We start from the raw sequence: 18,828 nt of genomic DNA on the forward strand, positions 1-18,828 counted from the left end.
CATATAAACAGTAAACAGTTTATACAAGATCAAAAAAGCTATAACTATACTGTCAGAATCAGGATATTTATGATTCAAGGATGAAAACAGGGATTTTATCACCAATTACCAATTACCAATTACCTTGATTATTATGGGTCGTGTTCGTTCTAAATCCGATTTACCGGAAAAAGTCTGTGTAGTCTGTCAACGTCCTTTTACTTGGCGGAAAAAATGGCAAGATTGTTGGGATGAAGTAAAATATTGTTCGGAACGTTGTCGTCGTCGTCGTTCTCACGCTCAAAATGAGACTTAGGGAACATTGACCACGACTGACGCAACTGGGATAATAAAATGAAATCGTAGTTACAGTAAGTAGCTTTGAGTGAGGTACACTTTGTGCGGGCAAGATGCCCGCACCACAAGAGTGTTATTATTAATATCTGTACTTTGTGAATATCGGAAACTGCTGTAAGACTTTAGTCTTATCTGCCAAACACTATGGTAAGACTGATCAGGGCTTTAGCCCTGACTACAAACAAATTATATTATATTTATTAATATTTTATTTGATTTTATTTGATTTTATTTGATTTTATTTGATTTTATTTGATTTTATCTATAATTTTTTGTGACACTTGCATCAGTCCTATTGACAATGGTTAATTGACAATTAATATTTAACATAATAACGAACAAATAAGAAGATAACATGACATTACAAGTACAACCTAAATTAATTATTCATGGTGGCGCTGGTAGTTCCCTGCAAGGTAAGGGGGGATTGATAGCGGTTCGTAATTCTCTATCTAAAATCGTTGCGGATGTTTATGCTCTTTTACTAAATGGTGCAAATGCAACCGAGGCTGTAGTTCGGGGTTGTCAAATGTTAGAAGATGAACCACGCTTTAATGCTGGTACTGGTTCTGTACTGCAATCTGATGGACAAATTCGCATGAGTGCTTCTATCATGGATGGGACTACTGGCCGTTTTAGTGGTGTAATTAATGTGTCACGGGTAAAAAACCCCATTGAAATGGCACTATTTTTACAAAATTCCGATGACCGGGTTTTGTCTGATTATGGTGCGGCCGAGTTAGCGCGGGAGTTGCAAATGCCTAGTTACAATGGTTTAACCGATTTGCGCTTGCAAGAATGGACTCTAGAACGTCAAGGTAATTTTCAAAGAACTATGGCTGGTGTGGTAGCAGAACCAGAGATGGCATTAAGTAGTAATGCGGGGAGGGGAACTATTGGTGTTGTGGCTTTAGATGGTGATGGTAAATTAGCTGCTGGTACTTCTACAGGTGGTAAAGGCTTTGAAAGAATTGGCCGCGTTAGTGATTCAGCGATGCCAGCGGGTAATTATGCAAATTTTCATGCAGGTGTTAGTTGTACAGGTATTGGTGAAGATATTATTGATGAGTGTTTAGCCGCTAAAGTTGTGGTGAGGGTAACAGATGGAATGTCCCTACAGGATGCAATGCAGAAATCATTTACAGAAGCGCGGCAAAATAACAGGGATTTTGGAGCGATCGCTCTAGATGCCACTGGCATGATATCCTATGGTAAAACCTGTGAGGTATTACTGGCTGCTTACCATAATGGAGAAAACATTGGTGATACTTTAGAATGGGATGATCAAGAATTAATTGGTCATGGGTAATGGGTAATGGGTAATGGGTAATTAGTAATGGGTAATGGGTAATGGGTAAAAAATGAGTATTCCCTTAACACAATCTGATCATGATCTTCGCACAGCATTAAAAGCAATTTGGGGATATGACGATTTTCGTCCTCCCCAAAAGGAAATTATTAACTGTTTAATATCACAAAAAGATGCTTTAATTATTATGCCCACAGGTGGGGGAAAATCTATTTGTTTTCAACTTCCCGCACTACTAAACACAGGATTAACTTTAGTCATTTCTCCTTTGGTGGCGCTCATGGAAAACCAAGTTGAGGAATTACGTCAAAAACAGCAAAAAGCAGCACTTTTACACAGTGAATTACCCGCATTACAACGACAGAAAACTTTGCAAGCTTTGGAAAACAATGAATTAAGATTATTATATTTATCTCCTGAAACCTTACTGAGTCCAATAGTTTGGCAAAAGTTGTGTAGTCTTCAACTACTTAATGGTTTAATACTAGATGAAGCCCATTGTTTAGTCCAATGGGGTGATAGTTTTCGTCCAGCTTACCAACGGTTAGGAACTGTGCGGGAAGCGTTACTAAAATCAAAACCACCAGGAACAAAAATTAGTATAGCAGCTTTTACCGCCACTGCTGATCCTTTAGCTGAAAAGATTATTTCTCAAGTTTTAAAATTAGACAAACCTGATATTTTTAAGATTAATCCCTACCGAGAAAATTTAAACCCTATTGTCCGAATTGCTTGGACTCCTAGAGGAAGAAAACAACAATTATTAAAGTTTATACAAAAACGACCAAATCAAGTTGGTTTAATTTATGTAAGAACTCGAAAAGATAGCGAATATCTCAGCCAATGGTTAATAGAAAGGGGTTATCATACTGCTAGTTATCATGCAGGATTAAGCCCTACAGAACGCCGGAATATTGAAGCTAATTGGTTAAGTGGAAAAATCCCGTTTGTGGTCTCTACTTGTGCTTTTGGTATGGGGATAAATAAATCTGATGTGCGTTGGGTGGTGCATTTTCATCCACCATATTTATTATCTGAATATGTACAAGAAATAGGGAGAGCGGGAAGAGACGGGAAACCTGCTGATGTTTTAACCTTGGTCAGTGAACCGACAGGATTTTTAGATCCTGGGGATAAACAAAGACAAAAATTTTTTGAACAACAACTACAATTACAACAACAAAGAGCGCGAAAATTAGTCAAGAAATTACCACCCCAAGGGGAAATAAATAGTGTAATTAAAGAATTTCCCAATAGTGCGGTGGCTCTTTCTCTTCTCCATAGTAACGGACAATTGGAATGGCTTGATCCTTTTCATTATTCTATTTCTTCTCAGTCAAGAAAGCCAGCACAAACCCAATTACAAACTGGTAAACTGAGTGAATATCTCACTACTAAACAGTGTCGTTGGCGGTTTTTATTAAATGCTTTTGGCTTTGAAACACCAACTGTTAATTGGCGTTGTGGACATTGTGATAATTGTAGAAATTAATTATCATTTGTTAATGATCATTTTTAATTCTTAATTGATTGTTCTTGGCTACAATATTTATTCAACTCAACAGCTAAAGTATCTGATTGTTTACCAGCGGTTTTGGCTGCGGTTGTCAGTGCGGAATCAATTTCTCTTCTAGCTTTTTGAATTGTGATTTTACCATCTGAAGATGCTTCTGCTGTTTTAGTATCACCAAGAGCCTTAGCAGCTTTACCTATGGCTTGACTGAGATGATCAAAGACTTTGATAAAACCGCTTTCAAATTCTTTTAATTTAGGATCTTTTAAGTTCAATTTCTGAAGTTCTTGAGTGACATTTTTCAAGTCTTTAGATAACTTTAAACTAGTTGATACTTGCTGACCTTTTTTGGTATCAATCAGTGATGTACCCTGATTAACGGCTTTAATTAGTCGCTGACATTGGGAGGTTTTACTGTCACTACAACTAGTAATTAATAAAGCAATGCTCAGAGTAACAGGAGCAATAACTGGATAACGAGAAAACAACATTTAAGAACTTAAGAATTTAAGAATTTAAAAATTTAAAATTCAAGAGAGTGGGAAACGGGGACTTAAACCCCCAAATTTAGGAAAATAGGAAGCAGGGCATAGATTAGAGATATGACAGCAGTTTTTATCTATTTAAACCGCAGATTACCTTCTTCCTTCGCGCCTTTCCTACTTCGCGCCTCTGCGCGAAACAAAAACCGTGGTTCATTGACCAGCAAAATCCCTGTTAGCCCCAGTTTACCAATCTACTGGCAAACCCAGTTTATCTAAGGTTTTGCCATCTTGCAACAGTGGTTGAATATCGCTATCTATTTGGATTTTACCATTAGATAAAACTAAAGCCCGTTGGGTGACTCTTCCTAGCCACTGGAGATCATGGGAAGCTATTAACATGACTTTTACAGGCAATTTTAATAATACTTGGGCTAAATGTCGTCGCCATGCTGGGTCTAGTCCGTTGGTGGGTTCGTCTAAGATGAGAATGTCAGGATCTAGGGCTAAAATCGCCGCTAAGGCGGCTAAACGTCTTTGTCCTCCAGAAAGTTCATGAGCAGAACGGTGGGCGTAGGCTTCTAATCCAAAGTCGGCTAATAGTTGATGGGCTTTATCCTTTGCAGCTATGGGGGAAATGCCATAGTTAAGGGGTCCAAAGGTGATATCTTCCAGGATTGTGGGCATAAATAATTGGTCATTAGGATCTTGAAAGCTAAAACCAATTTGTTGCCTAATTTGCGGTAAAGTGTTTGGCAATATCGGTATACCGTTAATCCAAATTTTGCCGCTTTGGGGATGTTTTAAGCCGATCAGGTTTTCTAATAAGGTGCTTTTTCCTGAACCAGTAGCTCCCATTAAAGCGACGCGATCGCCTGTTTGTAAGCTAAAGGAAATTTCTTGTAATACGGGGTGCTGTTGTGAATAAGCGTAAGCCAGATTTTGGACTTCAACAACAGCAGTATGGGGTTGCGAAAGGGAAATTTGGGGATTAGAAGTTAATGATGTCAAGATTCACCACTCAAATAACAGTAAAGTAAGAACTTAGGGTTAAACAAGTAGCTATCACCCCAGCTATTAATAGGGTAAAGCGTTCTTTCGGTTTGAGGGGGGAATCTAGGGGTAATTTTCCGTTATATCCACGGGCTACCATAGCAGCATAAACTCTTTCGGCTCTGTCTAGGGTGCGGAGATATAAAGCCCCAATCATGGCAGCACTAGCATAACGTAGCCACCCTGCTGTACCATTTAAACCACGCAGTTGGGCGCTGCGCTGCATTCGCGTCACTTCTAAGAGTAATATTTCTAAGTATTGTCCAGCGAGAATCAGGTTTTCTTTTAATGGTGCAGGTATGGGTAAGCTTTTGAGAGCGATACCCAAACTATGGGGAGGTAGGGTTAATAAAAAGCCATTCATGACAATTAAACAAATTAGGGAACGCACAAGCAAAAAACTAGCTCGTTCCCATCCCAATGGTAAGGCCACGAAGGATAAAAAAATTAATTCTGCACCCAGTAGACCGCCTAATTTGGGTAGGGGTACTTGTAACAAATCAACCCACACAAGAGCGATCGCTCCATAGACAAGTAAATTAGACCAAGTATGATACTTTAAAAAAGCCGCCCCAATTACGATAATTAGGGATAATTGCAAGCGTAATGGCAAGGAAATTTGCATCATAATTAATTAAGCATTTTTCGGTCTGATAATTTTGGCAATGCCAAAAGCCACAGCAAAGCAAGCTGTAGCACCTACCAACCCGGTAATACTAGTGCCAATTTTCCCTAAACCTTGAATATTGTAATCAGCTAAAGGTGTCGGCACAATTACCCGCACGTTTTCCGCTAAATGAATAAATCCTAAGTTTTCTGCTACCTTTTCCAAACCATCAGGCCAAGCGGAAGCGCATAGGGATAATACACCTGAAATCAGTAAAATACTGACAACGGGAACTAACCAACCTCTAATTTTCTGTTCTTCACCTGGTAATAAATCTGGACGAGTTGTAGATAGGTAATTTAGAACACCTCCGGTAATCGCCCCTTCCCCAACACCGATCAAAATATGTATACCTGTCATCGTGGGTAACACTAGGTTGGCTGGTGCTGTCCCCGAAAGGGCTAATTCAATAGCACAAGCTATAGCGGCAACAACTACGCTAACTCCCGCTGCTATTCCCGCCGCTAGGGGTAAAAGTCTTTGAAAACCGCCAAAGAGTCTTTGCAAAGTTTGGGTTAATCCCCAAGCTACCCACACGCCGATGACTCCCATGTTAAAAATATTTGCTCCCAAGGCAGTAATTCCACCATCGGCAAATAACACGGCTTGAATGATCAAAACCGTCGCAATACATAACATTCCCGCCCAAGGACTACCCAAGATAATCGCTGCTAAAGCCCCTCCCAATAGGTGGCCGCTAGTCCCCCCCGCTACGGGAAAATTAACCATTTGGGCGGCGAAAATAAAGGCTGTGGTTAAACCTAATATGGGGGCGCGACGAATACCAAAAGCTGTTTGCGATCGATCAAAAGCTACAAATAAAGCCGCCGCACTGGCTAAACTGGTGACTGCGGCAACTGGTACAGAAACAAATCCATCGGGTATGTGCATAAAAACTCCTATTTTTGTGTTTTCTTTACACTAATTTCAGCAATGTAACAATTAACAAAATTAATAGCAAACTAAAATTTATCTGTCTTGAGAATACCCTATTGGTAGATGTTTTGGGATTTTATTTAGAGAATTTTTGTAATAAAAAATACGTCAAATTATATATTTATTTTGTGAATTATTAACATTTATAAATATTTATGACATCTTCTCAGATTTCTATCTGCTGCAAGAGATTAGGAATCTACAGCTTTGGTAATTTACGTCTGAATTAGGCAGACAATTTTACAATATGGATTTTTAGTTTTTATTCCAACTGTCAAATGTTAATATATAAGTAACTTAATGAAACCAAGTTATAATTTTGGAATTAACACCGTGCCAGCTAAAGATGCTTTTCATAACATTGTCAAAACAGCACTAGAAAAAGAGGGCTGGTTCATCAGTCATGATCCTTATCCATTGCAAGCGGGAACATTAGAATTATATATTGATTTAGGAGCAGAAAAAGTTATTGCAGCCGAAAAAGAAGGACAAAAAATAGCTATAGAAATCAAAAGTTTTCTTAATCCTTCAAAAATTACAGAACTTTATGCTGCATGAGGACAATTTATAATTTATCGTCTTGCTTTACAAGAACAAGAACCAGAACGGACATTATATTTAGCAGTTCCTATTACTGTTTACAATGAATTTTTTATACTGCCTTTTATTCAAGCAGTGATTAAAATGAATCAACTTTATTTAGTAGTTTATAATATTGAAAAAGAGGTAATAGCAGAATGGCAAAATTAGAAGAATATCGGCAATATATTCAGAACTTACTGAAACAACACGCTAGTATGGTTTGGGATAAACGCATTCAAGCACAGACAATTTTTGATCTTGAAAATAACCATTATCAATTAATTTATGTAGGTTGGCGTGATCAAACTCGTATTTATGGACCTGTTTTACATCTAGATATTATTGATGATAAAATCTGGATTCAGCAGGATGGTACAGAGGTGGGAATTGCTAATGAATTGGTTGAATTAGGTGTACCAAAAGATGATATTGTTTTAGGTTTTCAATTGCCTTCTGTCCGAAAATATACAGATTTTGCTGTTAGTTAATTAAATCTCAATTGTCTGATAGCGAAGCGTGGCGTAGCCATATCAGGATATCCAGGATTTAAGGATTTACAGGATGTTTGCTTGAGTTGCGTTTTTAGGGTTTGAGGATTCAATATTTTTTGGTTAGACTCAAAACGCTGCAATATGATCTAGATTAGTGCTTTTTGCTGCTTGATAGGGAATAATAGAATAAATACTTTTTGTAAAATAAAAGCGAATTTTGACCAATGGAATGGACAACTATAATCAAAGCACAACAAACTGATTTTATTGCCAGAATTAAATCTGATAATAATTATTAATCCAAAATAACATATTGTCCTTCGTTCGTTTTAAGATTCCAAGGTAGCTTTTCTATACATATAAAATGCTCTTTTGGAAGAACATCAGTATAGTGAGCAGTATAGTTGTTAAAGAAACCAATGGGTGCAAGGTCTTTAAATAAAGACGACGTATCTTCGTTTTCCCAAAAACGCATCATTCGTGGAGACATAAAATGAAGTATATCTCCTTTTAATTTATTATCTGAACTACTTCCCTCTATAAAACTATTGGACATTACCTTAACGGAGTCGTTGCTAATATTTTCTAAAATTACATTTTCGTGTCCAGTAAGATTTTCTCTCTTTGCGATAGATTCATTTATATCTTTATTGTGACCATCTATCTCTACAAGCCTCATCTCTTTACCATCCCAGAACAAGAAGTCAATTTCACAAAATCCAACTTTATTTTTATTTTGTTGTCTTCTAGTGCCATTATCTCCTTTTTCCCATTTGGCTATAAAATTTTCTTTACTTGTGTATCCAACTGCATTAAAACTATAATAACTATAGTTGTTATTAGGGGTAGAGTTATTAAGCTTCGTTCGCAAATCTTTAGCAGCAACACTTAAACGTACGCTATTTAGAGGCAGAAAAACCTGAAATAATACTCTACCATCATTAAAAGGATAAGGCGTTAACTCCTGAGTATTTCTTATCTCTTGTTCTAGAAGGAATTGATAATTATTATAATCTTCATAATTATAATAATTATCGTCACCGTAAGCGGATTTTACCAATTCTTGACGTGCAAGCTGTTCTATACCTGTTTTATAAAAATCATTTTTATGATCTTTGAAAATTTTATAACAAAGGTCAAAATAAAACTTTAAAAAAATTTTTTCATATGGTGATTTATTCGTTTCCACATTATTTTGTTCAATATAAAAATCAATCAAATAATCGTAATATTTTTTAGCAGAAATATATTTTGGATCTCGATCACTTAAAAATCTAGGTTCTGTTATCGGTTCAACTTTCTTAGGAAATAAATTTGGCAGGTCAATTAATCTCAGACCAGACTGATTATCAAGATCAATCACAGCACAATTATTATTAGTTTTCAAAAATACTCCTGTTAAAGAGCATTCACCGAACTCAACAGGACTTGGTTTTTTATCAACATAATTATATCCAAACGGTACTATAAGCAACCGATCAAGAAAAAAATAAGATGAACCATCTGCATGAAAAAATTTGATATTCATAGGATTATTGTATTTTAAATTTTGTGTAACTTACCTGTATAGGCAAGATACTGGTAATTTATCATACACAGTTCTTCTTAAACCAATAATTTCAAAAATCAGGTTCTTCCGTACCTGTTATGCCAAATATGAGTTTATTTACCCCACAACCCATATAAATAAAGGATTTTATTGTTTTTGATACCAAATTTGTCAAAATAACCAATAAATTAATGTAAAATCCTTATATAACAAGGATCTTGGGATTTAAAAAAAATAATTTAGCATAACAAGTACCGAAGAGCCAAAAATCACAGTGTCTTTATTTCTAAAATCTCATAAAAAATCCTGTAAATCCTGAAATCCTGGACATCCTGATTCAGACAAATAAAATATCATATAATAGAGAATAAATATTCACCTTAATTAACTATGCAAACCACAGAATCACCCTTACAATTACGGCTGTGGACTGTTGATGAATACCACAGAATGGCTGAAGCAGGAATATTTGAACCAAGTGAACGGGTAGAATTATTAGAGGGGAAAATAATCTGGATGATTGCTAAAGGAACAGCCCACCGTTCAGCAGTGGGAAGAACATATAAGTTGTTGGAAAATAGAATTGGTCATAAAGCTTGCATCGCTATTCAAGACCCTGTAAAATTAAATGAAAGGTCTGAACCAGAACCAGATATTGCTGTAGTGAAAATAGATCCGCTAGACTATGCAGATCATCATCCTACTCCAGCAGAAATTTATTTAATTATCGAAGTTGCAGATAGTAGTTTAAAACTAGATACAGAAATCAAAGCTAAAGCTTATTCTCAAGCAGGAATTAAGGATTATTGGGTATTAGATGTAGTGAAACGCGAATTAATTGTATTTAGAAATCCCACAGCAGAAGGTTATCAAAATCGAGAAATTATCACAGAACATCAAAACATATCTCCTTTAGATTTTCCTGATTTAGAAATTGTAGTTTCCCAGATGCTACCTCTTGTCTAAATACTGTTAAATTATCTTCTAATGCGATCGCTTTTACTCGCAATCTTACATCTTTAATAGCTGCCCCTGTAGTGCTATCCTTGACCTCAACCGCTAAATTTGCTCAAAGTTTCCCACAGTCGCCATTGTATCCGCTGTAATCCCCAATCTCGGTGCAAGTGCCATTTGTTCTCTAGTTAGCGGTAAATAAATCAATATATCATAAATAGTCCTGAAAATTATTTTTCTAAATTATTGACAATAATTCCTGATTCCTTTACTATATATAAAGCTAATTGCAAATTATTTGCAATTTACCGTACCTGCATACCCCTATTGGTCTTATGTCTGACAACTTGACTGGGAGTAAAGATAAAATTTGGCATCGTCGTCAACTGCTACAACTGGGATTTTCCGGTGCATTCATGATCACGACAGGGACAATTTGGCAAATGTTAAACAGCAAAAATTATGCCAGTGTCAAAATACCACCCATGAAAATAACAGCTTCTAATGGTGCTACTAACCCTATGCAGGTGTTACGAGATTTTGATTATGGGACAATTAAACAGGAAAATGGGCGCACAGTCCGCGAATTTCGCTTAATTGCTGGTACTTCCACCATTCAGCTGAATAGCGCTGTCTCCTATAACATTTGGGACTTAAATGGGCGCATTCCTGGTCCCACACTCCGGGCTAAAGAAGGAGAAAAAATAAGAATACTTTTTCTCAATAATGCTGGACATTCCCATTCTTTGCACTTTCATGGAGTTCATCCCGCTGAAATGGATGGTATTAAACCCATAGGTAATAACAAAGCAACTATATATGAATTTGATGCCGAACCCTATGGCGTTCATTTATATCACTGTCATGTCGCTCCGGTTACTCGTCACGTTGCCAAGGGATTGTATGGAATGTTTATTATTGATCCTCCTAAACCCCGTCCCCCTGCTGACGAAATTGTTTTAATCATGTCTGGCTATGATGTAAATGATGATAACCGCAATGAGTATTATGCTTTTAATGGCGTGCCACATCATTATATGCACCATCCTATTCAAATTTATCAAAATCAGTTAATTCGTGCCTATGTTTTGAATATTATTGAATTTGACCCCGCTGTAACGTTTCATCTTCACGCTAATTTCTTCGATGTTTATCCTTCGGGAATGACAATGAATCCCAGTGTAAAAACGGATGTTTTAACCATGGGTGTAGCAGAAAGACATATTTTAGAATTTGCTTTTAAGTATCCAGGTAAGTATATGTTTCATCCTCACCAAGATGCGATCGCTGAAAGCGGTTGTATGGGACAATTTGCAGTAATTTCAGAAAAAGACTCCTAAAACTTTGAGTATTGAAAAAGTTAGGAATTTTATATTTTGAAAATATATTGAGACTAAAATATTTATGCAATCAAGTTTTTATCTAAAAACCCGTTCCCAGATCAAATATAGTTCTATTATAGTTCTATAAATTTTCATATTCTGACAAATTTATTAGCTTCATATATAAGTAATAATTATCATAAATAAAGGAAAATATAAAAAATAAAAAAATAAAAAAAATTCTTTTTTGCTAAAAGAATGTATGATTTAATAATCACAAAAATATCATCCGATTATCAAATTAATAGCACATCAGACAAAGTTAATTCTGCTAAAAAAATTCCCAAACTTAGGAGTTATTTGGGGTAAATTTAGCAGTTATAGGTGAAATAGAGATTTTGGTAATTGAATGAGGATTTTTGATCACATCATTACAGGAGCATTGATAGTGTTAGACTCAGGCATTAATTCAACTTCAGAAACCTTTCCCAAACAGCTAGATATCGCCAAAGTTACTGTGTATGGATTGAGTATTTTATCAGCAGGAATGTTTCTATTTTTGCCATTTTTTAATCTTTTACATCCCAGCCCTTGGCAGCGTTCCATAGGCACAATTCACGGCGTAGGAGCATTGCTGGCAACAGTTGTTGCTGTGTATACAGGACATTTAGCCTTTCCCTTGCTACGAGGTGCAAGTAAGATATTACCGCAGATGCGTACCCTAACATTTTGGTCTAGTGTAATTGCATTTTTGGGTATCGCTACAGGCAATTTAGCATATATGCGTTATCGGGCTGGAATAGAATTTGGTGGTGCAAGAGCTTGGCTAAAAGAAAACTCCCCTTTAGTCCAATATGTACTTATGGAATACCACGAATTTAGCGTTTTATTTACCTTGCCATTAGGGGTAGCTTGTAGCTGGATTTTATGGCAATATGGCGACTCAATTTTAGAAAAACAAAACCGTCCCGTTCTCACAGCTACTTGTGTGGCTTTAATAGCCATGATGTTTTTTGCCATGGGTGGTTTAGTAACTGGAATTGGTGTCGCTAAAATTCACGCTTTGTAATTAGCTTTGTAATTAAATTCTTGAGGATTATTTGATGAATAAACAATCTCAATTTTCTGAAATCGCACCAGAACCAAAACCTATATATGGTAGATTTTGGCAGTCATGTAAACAATTTCCCCGATTTTTAGCAGCAGGTTCAAATCATCCACCAACGGTTTCTGGACCGGCAGCGGCAGCTTTAATTAGTGCAGCAATTGGATGTTTTACAATGATGGTGGCACATCATTTTTCTGATACTAATAAAAACATAGAGAAAATGATTTGGTCATTGGGAAGTTGGATACCAGGCAGCCATAACCCCAGTAAAATGTGGGGTAATATTGGCAGTTATTCTGGGAAAGAAACAATCTTACTTATTAGTTGGTTGGTGAGTTGGGCTATTCTTTCCCTACTTTGGAACAACAAAAAGATTAAATCGAGAACGATATTTTTTTGGCTGTTTGCCTTAATGGTTGCTGCTACAGCAATGAGTTGGCATCCTCTTTTTCCCTATTTACCATTAACCTAAATCAAGCAAAAAATCAAAGGACTGAATTATGCAAACACAAACAACAGAGAATACTAGCAAAGAAAAGATATCAGGGAGAGATTTACACAAATATATCTGGCTTTTAGTTGGGGTTTTTTCTCTCTTGACTGTTACTTATCCTACATCTATGATGCGCGTTAGCCAGAAAGAAAAGTTTAAGGGCTTTTATATTAAGTCCTTACCCGCTGAAAGCAAATATTACTCCGATTCTGCAAAGTAAAGACCCCATGCAGCTTTGACACAAGCATTTGCAATGGAGTCTAACTAGGTTTTCTTGTTTTTAGTTTCTCATTTCCAGGCGGCCACCTGGGAATGAGTACCCAATTAGATTATAAGCTTTAATACCTTGAAGTCGGAGCATTAAGAGAAAATAAAAATAAAATATTCAAATTATACTCAATTTCTCTAAACTAGTTGATAAAAACTTTTATTTATGGTAAATTACCATAGATAGCTATTGCGAATATTTATTGGTTTTTGACTGGATATCAGAAAAATAGCCAAAACTTTGACTTAAATCCCTATTTTGGAGTAAAAATGATTAAATTCCGTTATTTATTCTTGTCTATTGCTGCTTGTACCTTAATTTCCTTGAGTTCTTGTACCGGCAATAAAGTAAAATCAGATATTAAATCAACACCAACTGTAGCCCAAGCGACAGAAACTAGCACCCATAGCGGTCATAGTGGTAAAGCTAAAATTAATATCAATAATGCAATTTTGTCGCAGTTAGATAAATTGGAGGCCACATTAGGAATTCCGGCTTTATCAAATAAAATTCAGGCTAACCGTCCTTACGCTAGTTCCGAAGACTTAGTCAGCAAAAAAGTAATTACTCAACCACAGTTTGACCAAATCAAAGATATGGTGACAGTGGAGGAAGTGGTGTTAACAGGTGAAGCCAAAGATATTGACTATATGACAAAATTGGGATTAATGAAAGGACATCTTTTGGTAGCCCAAGAACTGTTAGATCAAAATCAACCCAAACAAGCTCAACCCCATATTGGACACCCAGTAGAAGAGATTTATATTGATATTGAAGAACAATTAGAAGAACGTAAAGTTAAAGAATTTAAAAGCAACTTAGTCAGTTTAACAGATTTAGTCAAATCTAATCCCAAGGATGCTAAAATAAAAACTAATTTTACCACTGCTATGCAAGCTGTTGATAATGCGATCGCTGTTTTACCAACCGAACAACGTAGCCAACCGGAATTTATTCTACCAGTAATCAACAGTTTATTAGATGCCGCTAACTCAGAATATGGTGCAGCGGTAGCAAAAGGTAAAATTACCGCCCCCATTGAATATCAAGACTCTCGTGGCTTTGTAATCTATTCTCAAGAAATATATAAAAGTATTTCTAACCAAATGATCCAAGAAAATCCCGAAGCACACAAAGCCATAGATACAGCTTTTGGAGAATTAGTCAAAGTTTGGCCTGCTGCTATTCCCCCAGCGCAAGCAGTCAAAACTCCAGAAGATGTTACCAAACTAGTAAAAACCATCGAGGAAAATACTCGAAAAGTGCGAGAAAAAACTCACAGTCAAAGCATGAGTTAGTATTTTCACACTATTATAAGTCCAGAATAAACAGTTTAAAATCATAAATAAGAGAGAAAATAATTGATAGCTAAGAGTGAGAATATTTTTATTTTTCTTTTATTTTTCCCAACCAGAAAAAAGTATAACTTCTCACTCATAATTAGTATCTAAAAACTCTGCTCATGTAATTTTGCTCAACTTAACAACTCATGCAAGAACTTAACCACCAAAAAACCATTGATATTCTCAATTCCATTATGGAATTTGAACTAGCAGGGGTAGTTCGCTACACCCATTATTCCTTAATGGTGACAGGACCTAATCGTATTCCTATTGTGGCATTTTTCAAAGCCCAAGCCGCTGAATCTTTACTTCATGCTCAACAAGTAGGAGAAATTCTCACAGGTTTAGAAGGACATCCTACATTAAGAATCGCTCCCATAGAAGAAACTTTCAAACATAACGTTAAAGACATCTTACAAGAAAGTTTATCCCATGAAAAGAAAGCTTTGGATATGTACAAAAGTCTTCTAGAAACAGTCACTAATGCTAGTATCTATCTAGAAGAATTTACCCGTGGTATGATCGGACAAGAAGAAATGCACAATCTCGAACTCAAAAAAATGTTACGGGATTTCAGCTAATACAGCAGGAGTCAGGAGTCAGAAGTCAGGAGCAGCAAAATCTACAACTGACCACTGACAACTGAAAAATGACAAATGATAAATGATAACTAACTAATAAAATGAATTTTAGTACCGCCTTACCTACTTTTGTAATTACCCTCCGAGAAGGTGTAGAAGCCGCTCTAGTTGTGGGTATTGTCCTCGCATTATTGAAAAAAGCCAAACAATCTCAACTCAATCTTTGGGTGTATGCTGGTGTGGTCGTAGGTATTATTGTTAGTGGTTTAATCGGTATTTTATTTACCGGGATCATTAAATTCCTAGCATCTATTAATCCTGAATATACCTCTGTAGTTGAGCCAACATTAGAAGGTGTATTTAGCATATTAGCAATAATTATGCTCAGTTGGATGCTGATTTGGATGACAAAACAAGCCAGATTCATGAAAGCCCAAGTTGAGGGAGCAGTAAACGACGCATTAGGTAAAAATACAAATGCAGCTTGGGGAGTTTTTAGTTTAATTTTAGTCGCCATTGTCCGCGAAGGATTTGAAACCGTTTTATTTGTTGCAGCTAATTTTCAACAAGGTTTATTACCAACTTTAGGCGCCCTTGCAGGTTTAGCCGCCGCCGCAGCCATTGGTGTCTTATTATTTAAATGGGGTGTGAAAATTAATATCCGCCAATTCTTCCAAATTATGGGCGTTTTATTAATATTAATTGTTTCTGGTTTAGTGGTTTCTGGGTTGCATCATTTTGATGAAGCTATAGCTAATTTAGCTTTGAGTAGTCGTTCTTCAGAAAATCTTTGTTTCTATTACGAACACTTTACCAAAATTCACTCCTGTATCTTAGGTCCAATAGTCTGGAATACCGAAAAAATCCTCTCTGATGAACATTTTCCCGGTATCATGCTTAAATCTTTATTTGGTTATCGAGATAAAATTTATATTGTTCAATTTGTGGGATATTTACTATTTCTCGTCACTATTGGTGGTCTATATTTCCACAGCATTACAGGTGGAAATAATCAGAAGATCAAAAGTAAAATCGTCACTAGCACTCCAGAGCGGAATTAAAACTAAAATATAGCTAAATTAATATAGCTAAATTGGAGCCTAATGCAAATGACACAAGAATTAAATGAATTGCATTTTTCTTTGTCGGATTTGGAAAATTGAGGATATCCAGACAGTTAAAACTGTTCCCAGTTAAGAGTTAAGAGTTAAGAGTTAAGAGTTAAGAGTTAAGAGTTCCCTAGATTCTAGTCCGAACCCTGAAAAGTCGAACTAATTATAGGTACTGGCTTTTGAGAAATATGTGAGATGGCTTTGGGTCGCGGAAGGTGAGTAGTATTACTCAATACTGCTATCAGTTGCAACAAAAATGTAATAAAGGCTGCTTGTATAAGTCTTTCTAGCATAGTACCTCTCTTTATTTATATGGATATATGGATGGAATTTCTTCTGGAAATTGTTATTCTTAATACAATTTGTATTTTCGATCTATCGGATTAGGTAAATATCATTTGAGAACATTTGAGAAAAATGTTCTCAAATGTGATCTAGCTCTCTTTTTATATTTACCTAACAACTTAGACGTTTGTTTTCCTGAAAAAGTGTCCTGAAAATATAAATTTATTTTTAAGTTTATGCCATTAACCAACTGTTTTACTCTAGTTACCCAACTCTGAAAATCCGTAAAAATACTGATATTTATATAAAATCTATAAAATACATTGTCATCTTTTCCCTTCTTACAGCAGTTTCCGATATTTTGAAACCGGAGGGTTAGATTCTGAAGATTTTGGTGTTAATATTTACCAGAAAAATACTTTTAAAGCATCCTCTTAACAACTTCAACACAATCACCCCTTGTCACCGATAGAATAAATGGAAAATAGCTAAAAACACGCTAAATGATTCCTATCGTTATTGAACAATCGGGTAGAGGCGAACGCGCCTTTGATATCTATTCACGGCTGTTGCGTGAGCGGATTATTTTTTTGGGAGAACAGGTTGATAGCAATCTGGCTAACTTGATTGTTGCCCAACTCCTGTTTTTAGATTCCGAGGACGCGGAGAAGGACATATATATGTACATTAATTCTCCTGGTGGTTCGGTGACAGCGGGAATGGGTATTTTTGACACTATGAAGCATATCCGCCCCGATGTCTGTACAATTTGTACTGGATTAGCAGCCAGTATGGGCGCTTTTCTCCTCAGTGCTGGTACAAAGGGTAAGCGCATGAGTTTACCCCATTCACGGATTATGATTCACCAACCTCTGGGTGGCGCTCAAGGACAAGCTACCGACATCGCTATTCAAGCTAGAGAAATTTTGTATCACAAGCAACGGCTCAATCAGTATCTAGCTGAACATACTGGTCAACCTTATAAGCGGATTTCTGAAGATACTGAACGTGATTTCTTTATGTCTCCCCATGAAGCCAGGGAATATGGCTTAATTGACCAAGTAATTGACCGTCACGCCGCCGGTAGTCGTCCTGTAGCTCTGGTTTAGTTATTAGTTATTAGTTAGTGGTCATTGGTTAACTAACAACTGACCACTGACCACTGACACCAACTAAAATCCCGCAATTGGATCTGGTTGAGATTTGAGGTAAGTGAGAAAACTCCTTAATTCTTCTTCACTGAGCAGAGAACGCCCTCGTTTACTGTAGGTTTTCACCAGATAATCTTTTCCCTGTTCTGGTGTCCAGCCTAACCGCTCGATTTCTACATCTGTTTGGGCGATGACATCAGATAAATTTACTGGTTCTTTTTGTCTCTTCTTTTTACCAAGGGTTGACTGTACACCAGTATCCTCGTCAGGGGTATAACTACGAGGGGTAAAAGGAGTGACATGACTAGGATCACTAGGAGAGACTTCTGACAAGGGTTGATACTCTGGTTCTGCACTCGAAAATCTCGAAAATATTTCTGGTTTTGCAACTTTAGTATCAATTTTATCTTCTAGTAAGGGGGGTGTATGTATCTGTGTGTTACTGACAGAAGGAACAGGTTTTGATTCTTCTAAGTTAGATTTTATTGGTGGTGGAGCAACCAATGATGAGATAGATTTTGTCACTTCTGTCGCTACATTTTTGATCCCCAACACCGTCAAAGCTCGGTTTATGGCATGATCTTCCGCCGCTTCTACTGTTTCTGCTCCGGCGATCGCCGTCGCACGGGTGATACCTTCGAGTTGTATACTAACACGGACGATATATTTCCCTTGAAAAATTTCTATTAGCTCTGATATTATACAGCCGTTGGGGTACAAGTTATGGAATTGCGCCAACATCATACTTTCAATCATTTTTATCTGAATTTTCAAAAATAACACACCTTGCCACTTATGGAAAAATGCACAATAGACAATTGAAAACTCATAACTGTCAACCGTCAACTGACTAGATAAATTTTCCTCTACCCTTAAATGCTATACTAAATACCCAATTAGATATCTAGAAGTATTTTCTCACCAAGTGCGCCCGAAATCTACAATAATAAAGATCGGGTTCGCCCTCGCTCCTGGTGTTTTACTGCTTACCTGATTGTTATCAATTCTACATAAGGCAAAATTGGGGGTTTTCGGCAGTTTCTTAGGGTGAAGATATGGCTAACGCCACGCTATGCTATCAGTATCTGATGGCGTGAAATTACCTTCATTCTCAAGGACTAAACACCTGTGGTTAAAGCTGTGTATAGTTTTTGGATGCTAACCTTGAGTTCTTCAAACTAAGTCTCTCACTAACCCATAATCTAAGTTACCGAGTGGTTAATCATTGAGTATCAGGAGTGCATGATGGGTATTGTTTAGATAAAACTAGGGGTCACGCCAGCAAACTCTGAA

The 18,828-nt window shown here is 36.6% G+C and carries 18 protein-coding genes and 1 pseudogene; 13 read left to right on the forward strand and 6 right to left on the reverse strand.

Features of this window, described 5'->3' with window-relative positions; translation table 11 throughout:
• Nucleotides 1-133: 133 nt before the first annotated feature.
• From H6F39_RS00185 to H6F39_RS00195, 3 genes are all read left to right on the forward strand, one after another.
• A complete protein-coding gene (locus tag H6F39_RS00185) occupies nucleotides 134-295 on the forward strand; it encodes a DUF2256 domain-containing protein (protein WP_137907771.1) in 162 nt (53 codons plus the stop codon).
• Nucleotides 296-691: 396 nt separating this feature from the next.
• A complete protein-coding gene (locus H6F39_RS00190; protein ID WP_190371358.1) occupies nucleotides 692-1,645 on the forward strand; it encodes an isoaspartyl peptidase/L-asparaginase in 954 nt (317 codons plus the stop codon).
• A 52-nt stretch (nucleotides 1,646-1,697) separates the two neighbouring features.
• Nucleotides 1,698-3,137 carry an ATP-dependent DNA helicase RecQ gene (locus H6F39_RS00195; RefSeq protein ID WP_190396009.1) on the forward strand — a complete coding sequence of 480 codons (1,440 nt, stop codon included), beginning with the start codon at nucleotides 1,698-1,700 and terminating at the stop codon, nucleotides 3,135-3,137.
• A 23-nt stretch (nucleotides 3,138-3,160) separates the two neighbouring features.
• Here H6F39_RS00195 and H6F39_RS00200 read toward each other — a convergent pair whose 3' ends face one another.
• The 4 genes from H6F39_RS00200 to H6F39_RS00215 form a co-directional block, all read right to left on the reverse strand.
• On the reverse strand, nucleotides 3,161-3,649 hold the full coding sequence (locus H6F39_RS00200) for a hypothetical protein (RefSeq protein ID WP_137907768.1): 489 nt from the start codon (nucleotides 3,647-3,649) through the stop codon (nucleotides 3,161-3,163).
• 237 nt (nucleotides 3,650-3,886) lie between these two features.
• On the reverse strand, nucleotides 3,887-4,651 hold the full coding sequence (locus tag H6F39_RS00205; protein ID WP_137907767.1) for an energy-coupling factor ABC transporter ATP-binding protein: 765 nt from the start codon (nucleotides 4,649-4,651) through the stop codon (nucleotides 3,887-3,889).
• A 10-nt stretch (nucleotides 4,652-4,661) separates the two neighbouring features.
• Nucleotides 4,662-5,321 carry an energy-coupling factor transporter transmembrane protein EcfT gene (locus tag H6F39_RS00210; RefSeq protein WP_190396010.1) on the reverse strand — a complete coding sequence of 220 codons (660 nt, stop codon included), beginning with the start codon at nucleotides 5,319-5,321 and terminating at the stop codon, nucleotides 4,662-4,664.
• Nucleotides 5,322-5,327: 6 nt separating this feature from the next.
• Complete coding sequence (locus tag H6F39_RS00215) at nucleotides 5,328-6,251, reverse strand: energy-coupling factor ABC transporter permease (protein ID WP_190371361.1); 924 nt, start codon at nucleotides 6,249-6,251, stop codon at nucleotides 5,328-5,330.
• A 378-nt stretch (nucleotides 6,252-6,629) separates the two neighbouring features.
• Between H6F39_RS00215 and H6F39_RS00220 the strand changes: the two are divergent.
• Both H6F39_RS00220 and H6F39_RS00225 read left to right on the forward strand, forming a co-directional pair.
• Nucleotides 6,630-7,046, forward strand: a pseudogene (locus H6F39_RS00220) (XisH family protein).
• Complete coding sequence (locus H6F39_RS00225) at nucleotides 7,034-7,366, forward strand: XisI protein (protein ID WP_168360121.1); 333 nt, start codon at nucleotides 7,034-7,036, stop codon at nucleotides 7,364-7,366. The pseudogene H6F39_RS00220 and the gene H6F39_RS00225 overlap by 13 nt, the downstream one beginning before the upstream one ends.
• Nucleotides 7,367-7,664: 298 nt before the next feature.
• Here H6F39_RS00225 and H6F39_RS00230 read toward each other — a convergent pair whose 3' ends face one another.
• The gene (locus H6F39_RS00230) at nucleotides 7,665-8,897 is read right to left on the reverse strand and encodes a hypothetical protein (protein ID WP_190396011.1); all 1,233 of its coding nucleotides are present in this window, start codon (nucleotides 8,895-8,897) and stop codon (nucleotides 7,665-7,667) included.
• Nucleotides 8,898-9,308: 411 nt separating this feature from the next.
• Between H6F39_RS00230 and H6F39_RS00235 the strand changes: the two genes are divergently transcribed.
• The 8 genes from H6F39_RS00235 (at nucleotide 9,309) to clpP (ending at nucleotide 17,493) form a co-directional block, all read left to right on the forward strand.
• Nucleotides 9,309-9,884 (forward strand): Uma2 family endonuclease, encoded by a 576-nt coding sequence (locus H6F39_RS00235; RefSeq protein WP_190396012.1) that lies wholly within the window; start codon nucleotides 9,309-9,311, stop codon nucleotides 9,882-9,884.
• 323 nt (nucleotides 9,885-10,207) lie between these two features.
• The gene (locus H6F39_RS00240; protein ID WP_190371369.1) at nucleotides 10,208-11,212 is read left to right on the forward strand and encodes a multicopper oxidase domain-containing protein; all 1,005 of its coding nucleotides are present in this window, start codon (nucleotides 10,208-10,210) and stop codon (nucleotides 11,210-11,212) included.
• Between the two features lie 391 nt (nucleotides 11,213-11,603).
• On the forward strand, nucleotides 11,604-12,263 hold the full coding sequence (locus tag H6F39_RS00245; protein ID WP_051347542.1) for a hypothetical protein: 660 nt from the start codon (nucleotides 11,604-11,606) through the stop codon (nucleotides 12,261-12,263).
• Between the two features lie 34 nt (nucleotides 12,264-12,297).
• On the forward strand, nucleotides 12,298-12,774 hold the full coding sequence (locus tag H6F39_RS00250) for a hypothetical protein (RefSeq protein ID WP_137907760.1): 477 nt from the start codon (nucleotides 12,298-12,300) through the stop codon (nucleotides 12,772-12,774).
• 558 nt (nucleotides 12,775-13,332) lie between these two features.
• Nucleotides 13,333-14,361, forward strand: a complete 1,029-nt coding sequence (locus tag H6F39_RS00255; protein WP_137907758.1) for a helix-hairpin-helix domain-containing protein — start codon at nucleotides 13,333-13,335, stop codon at nucleotides 14,359-14,361.
• 191 nt (nucleotides 14,362-14,552) lie between these two features.
• Nucleotides 14,553-14,987 carry a bacterioferritin gene (locus H6F39_RS00260; protein WP_028090216.1) on the forward strand — a complete coding sequence of 145 codons (435 nt, stop codon included), beginning with the start codon at nucleotides 14,553-14,555 and terminating at the stop codon, nucleotides 14,985-14,987.
• Nucleotides 14,988-15,088: 101 nt separating this feature from the next.
• Nucleotides 15,089-16,048, forward strand: a complete 960-nt coding sequence (locus H6F39_RS00265; RefSeq protein ID WP_137907757.1) for an FTR1 family protein — start codon at nucleotides 15,089-15,091, stop codon at nucleotides 16,046-16,048.
• A gap of 839 nt (nucleotides 16,049-16,887) precedes the next feature.
• Nucleotides 16,888-17,493 carry an ATP-dependent Clp endopeptidase proteolytic subunit ClpP gene (gene clpP, locus H6F39_RS00270; protein WP_190396013.1) on the forward strand — a complete coding sequence of 202 codons (606 nt, stop codon included), beginning with the start codon at nucleotides 16,888-16,890 and terminating at the stop codon, nucleotides 17,491-17,493.
• Nucleotides 17,494-17,556: 63 nt separating this feature from the next.
• Here the strand turns inward: clpP and H6F39_RS00275 are convergent, their stop codons facing one another.
• On the reverse strand, nucleotides 17,557-18,276 hold the full coding sequence (locus tag H6F39_RS00275; protein WP_190396041.1) for a hypothetical protein: 720 nt from the start codon (nucleotides 18,274-18,276) through the stop codon (nucleotides 17,557-17,559).
• Between the last annotated feature and the right edge of the window lie 552 nt (nucleotides 18,277-18,828).

The organism is Dolichospermum sp. FACHB-1250 (assembly GCF_014696335.1).
Lineage (GTDB): Bacteria > Cyanobacteriota > Cyanobacteriia > Cyanobacteriales > Nostocaceae > Dolichospermum > Dolichospermum planctonicum.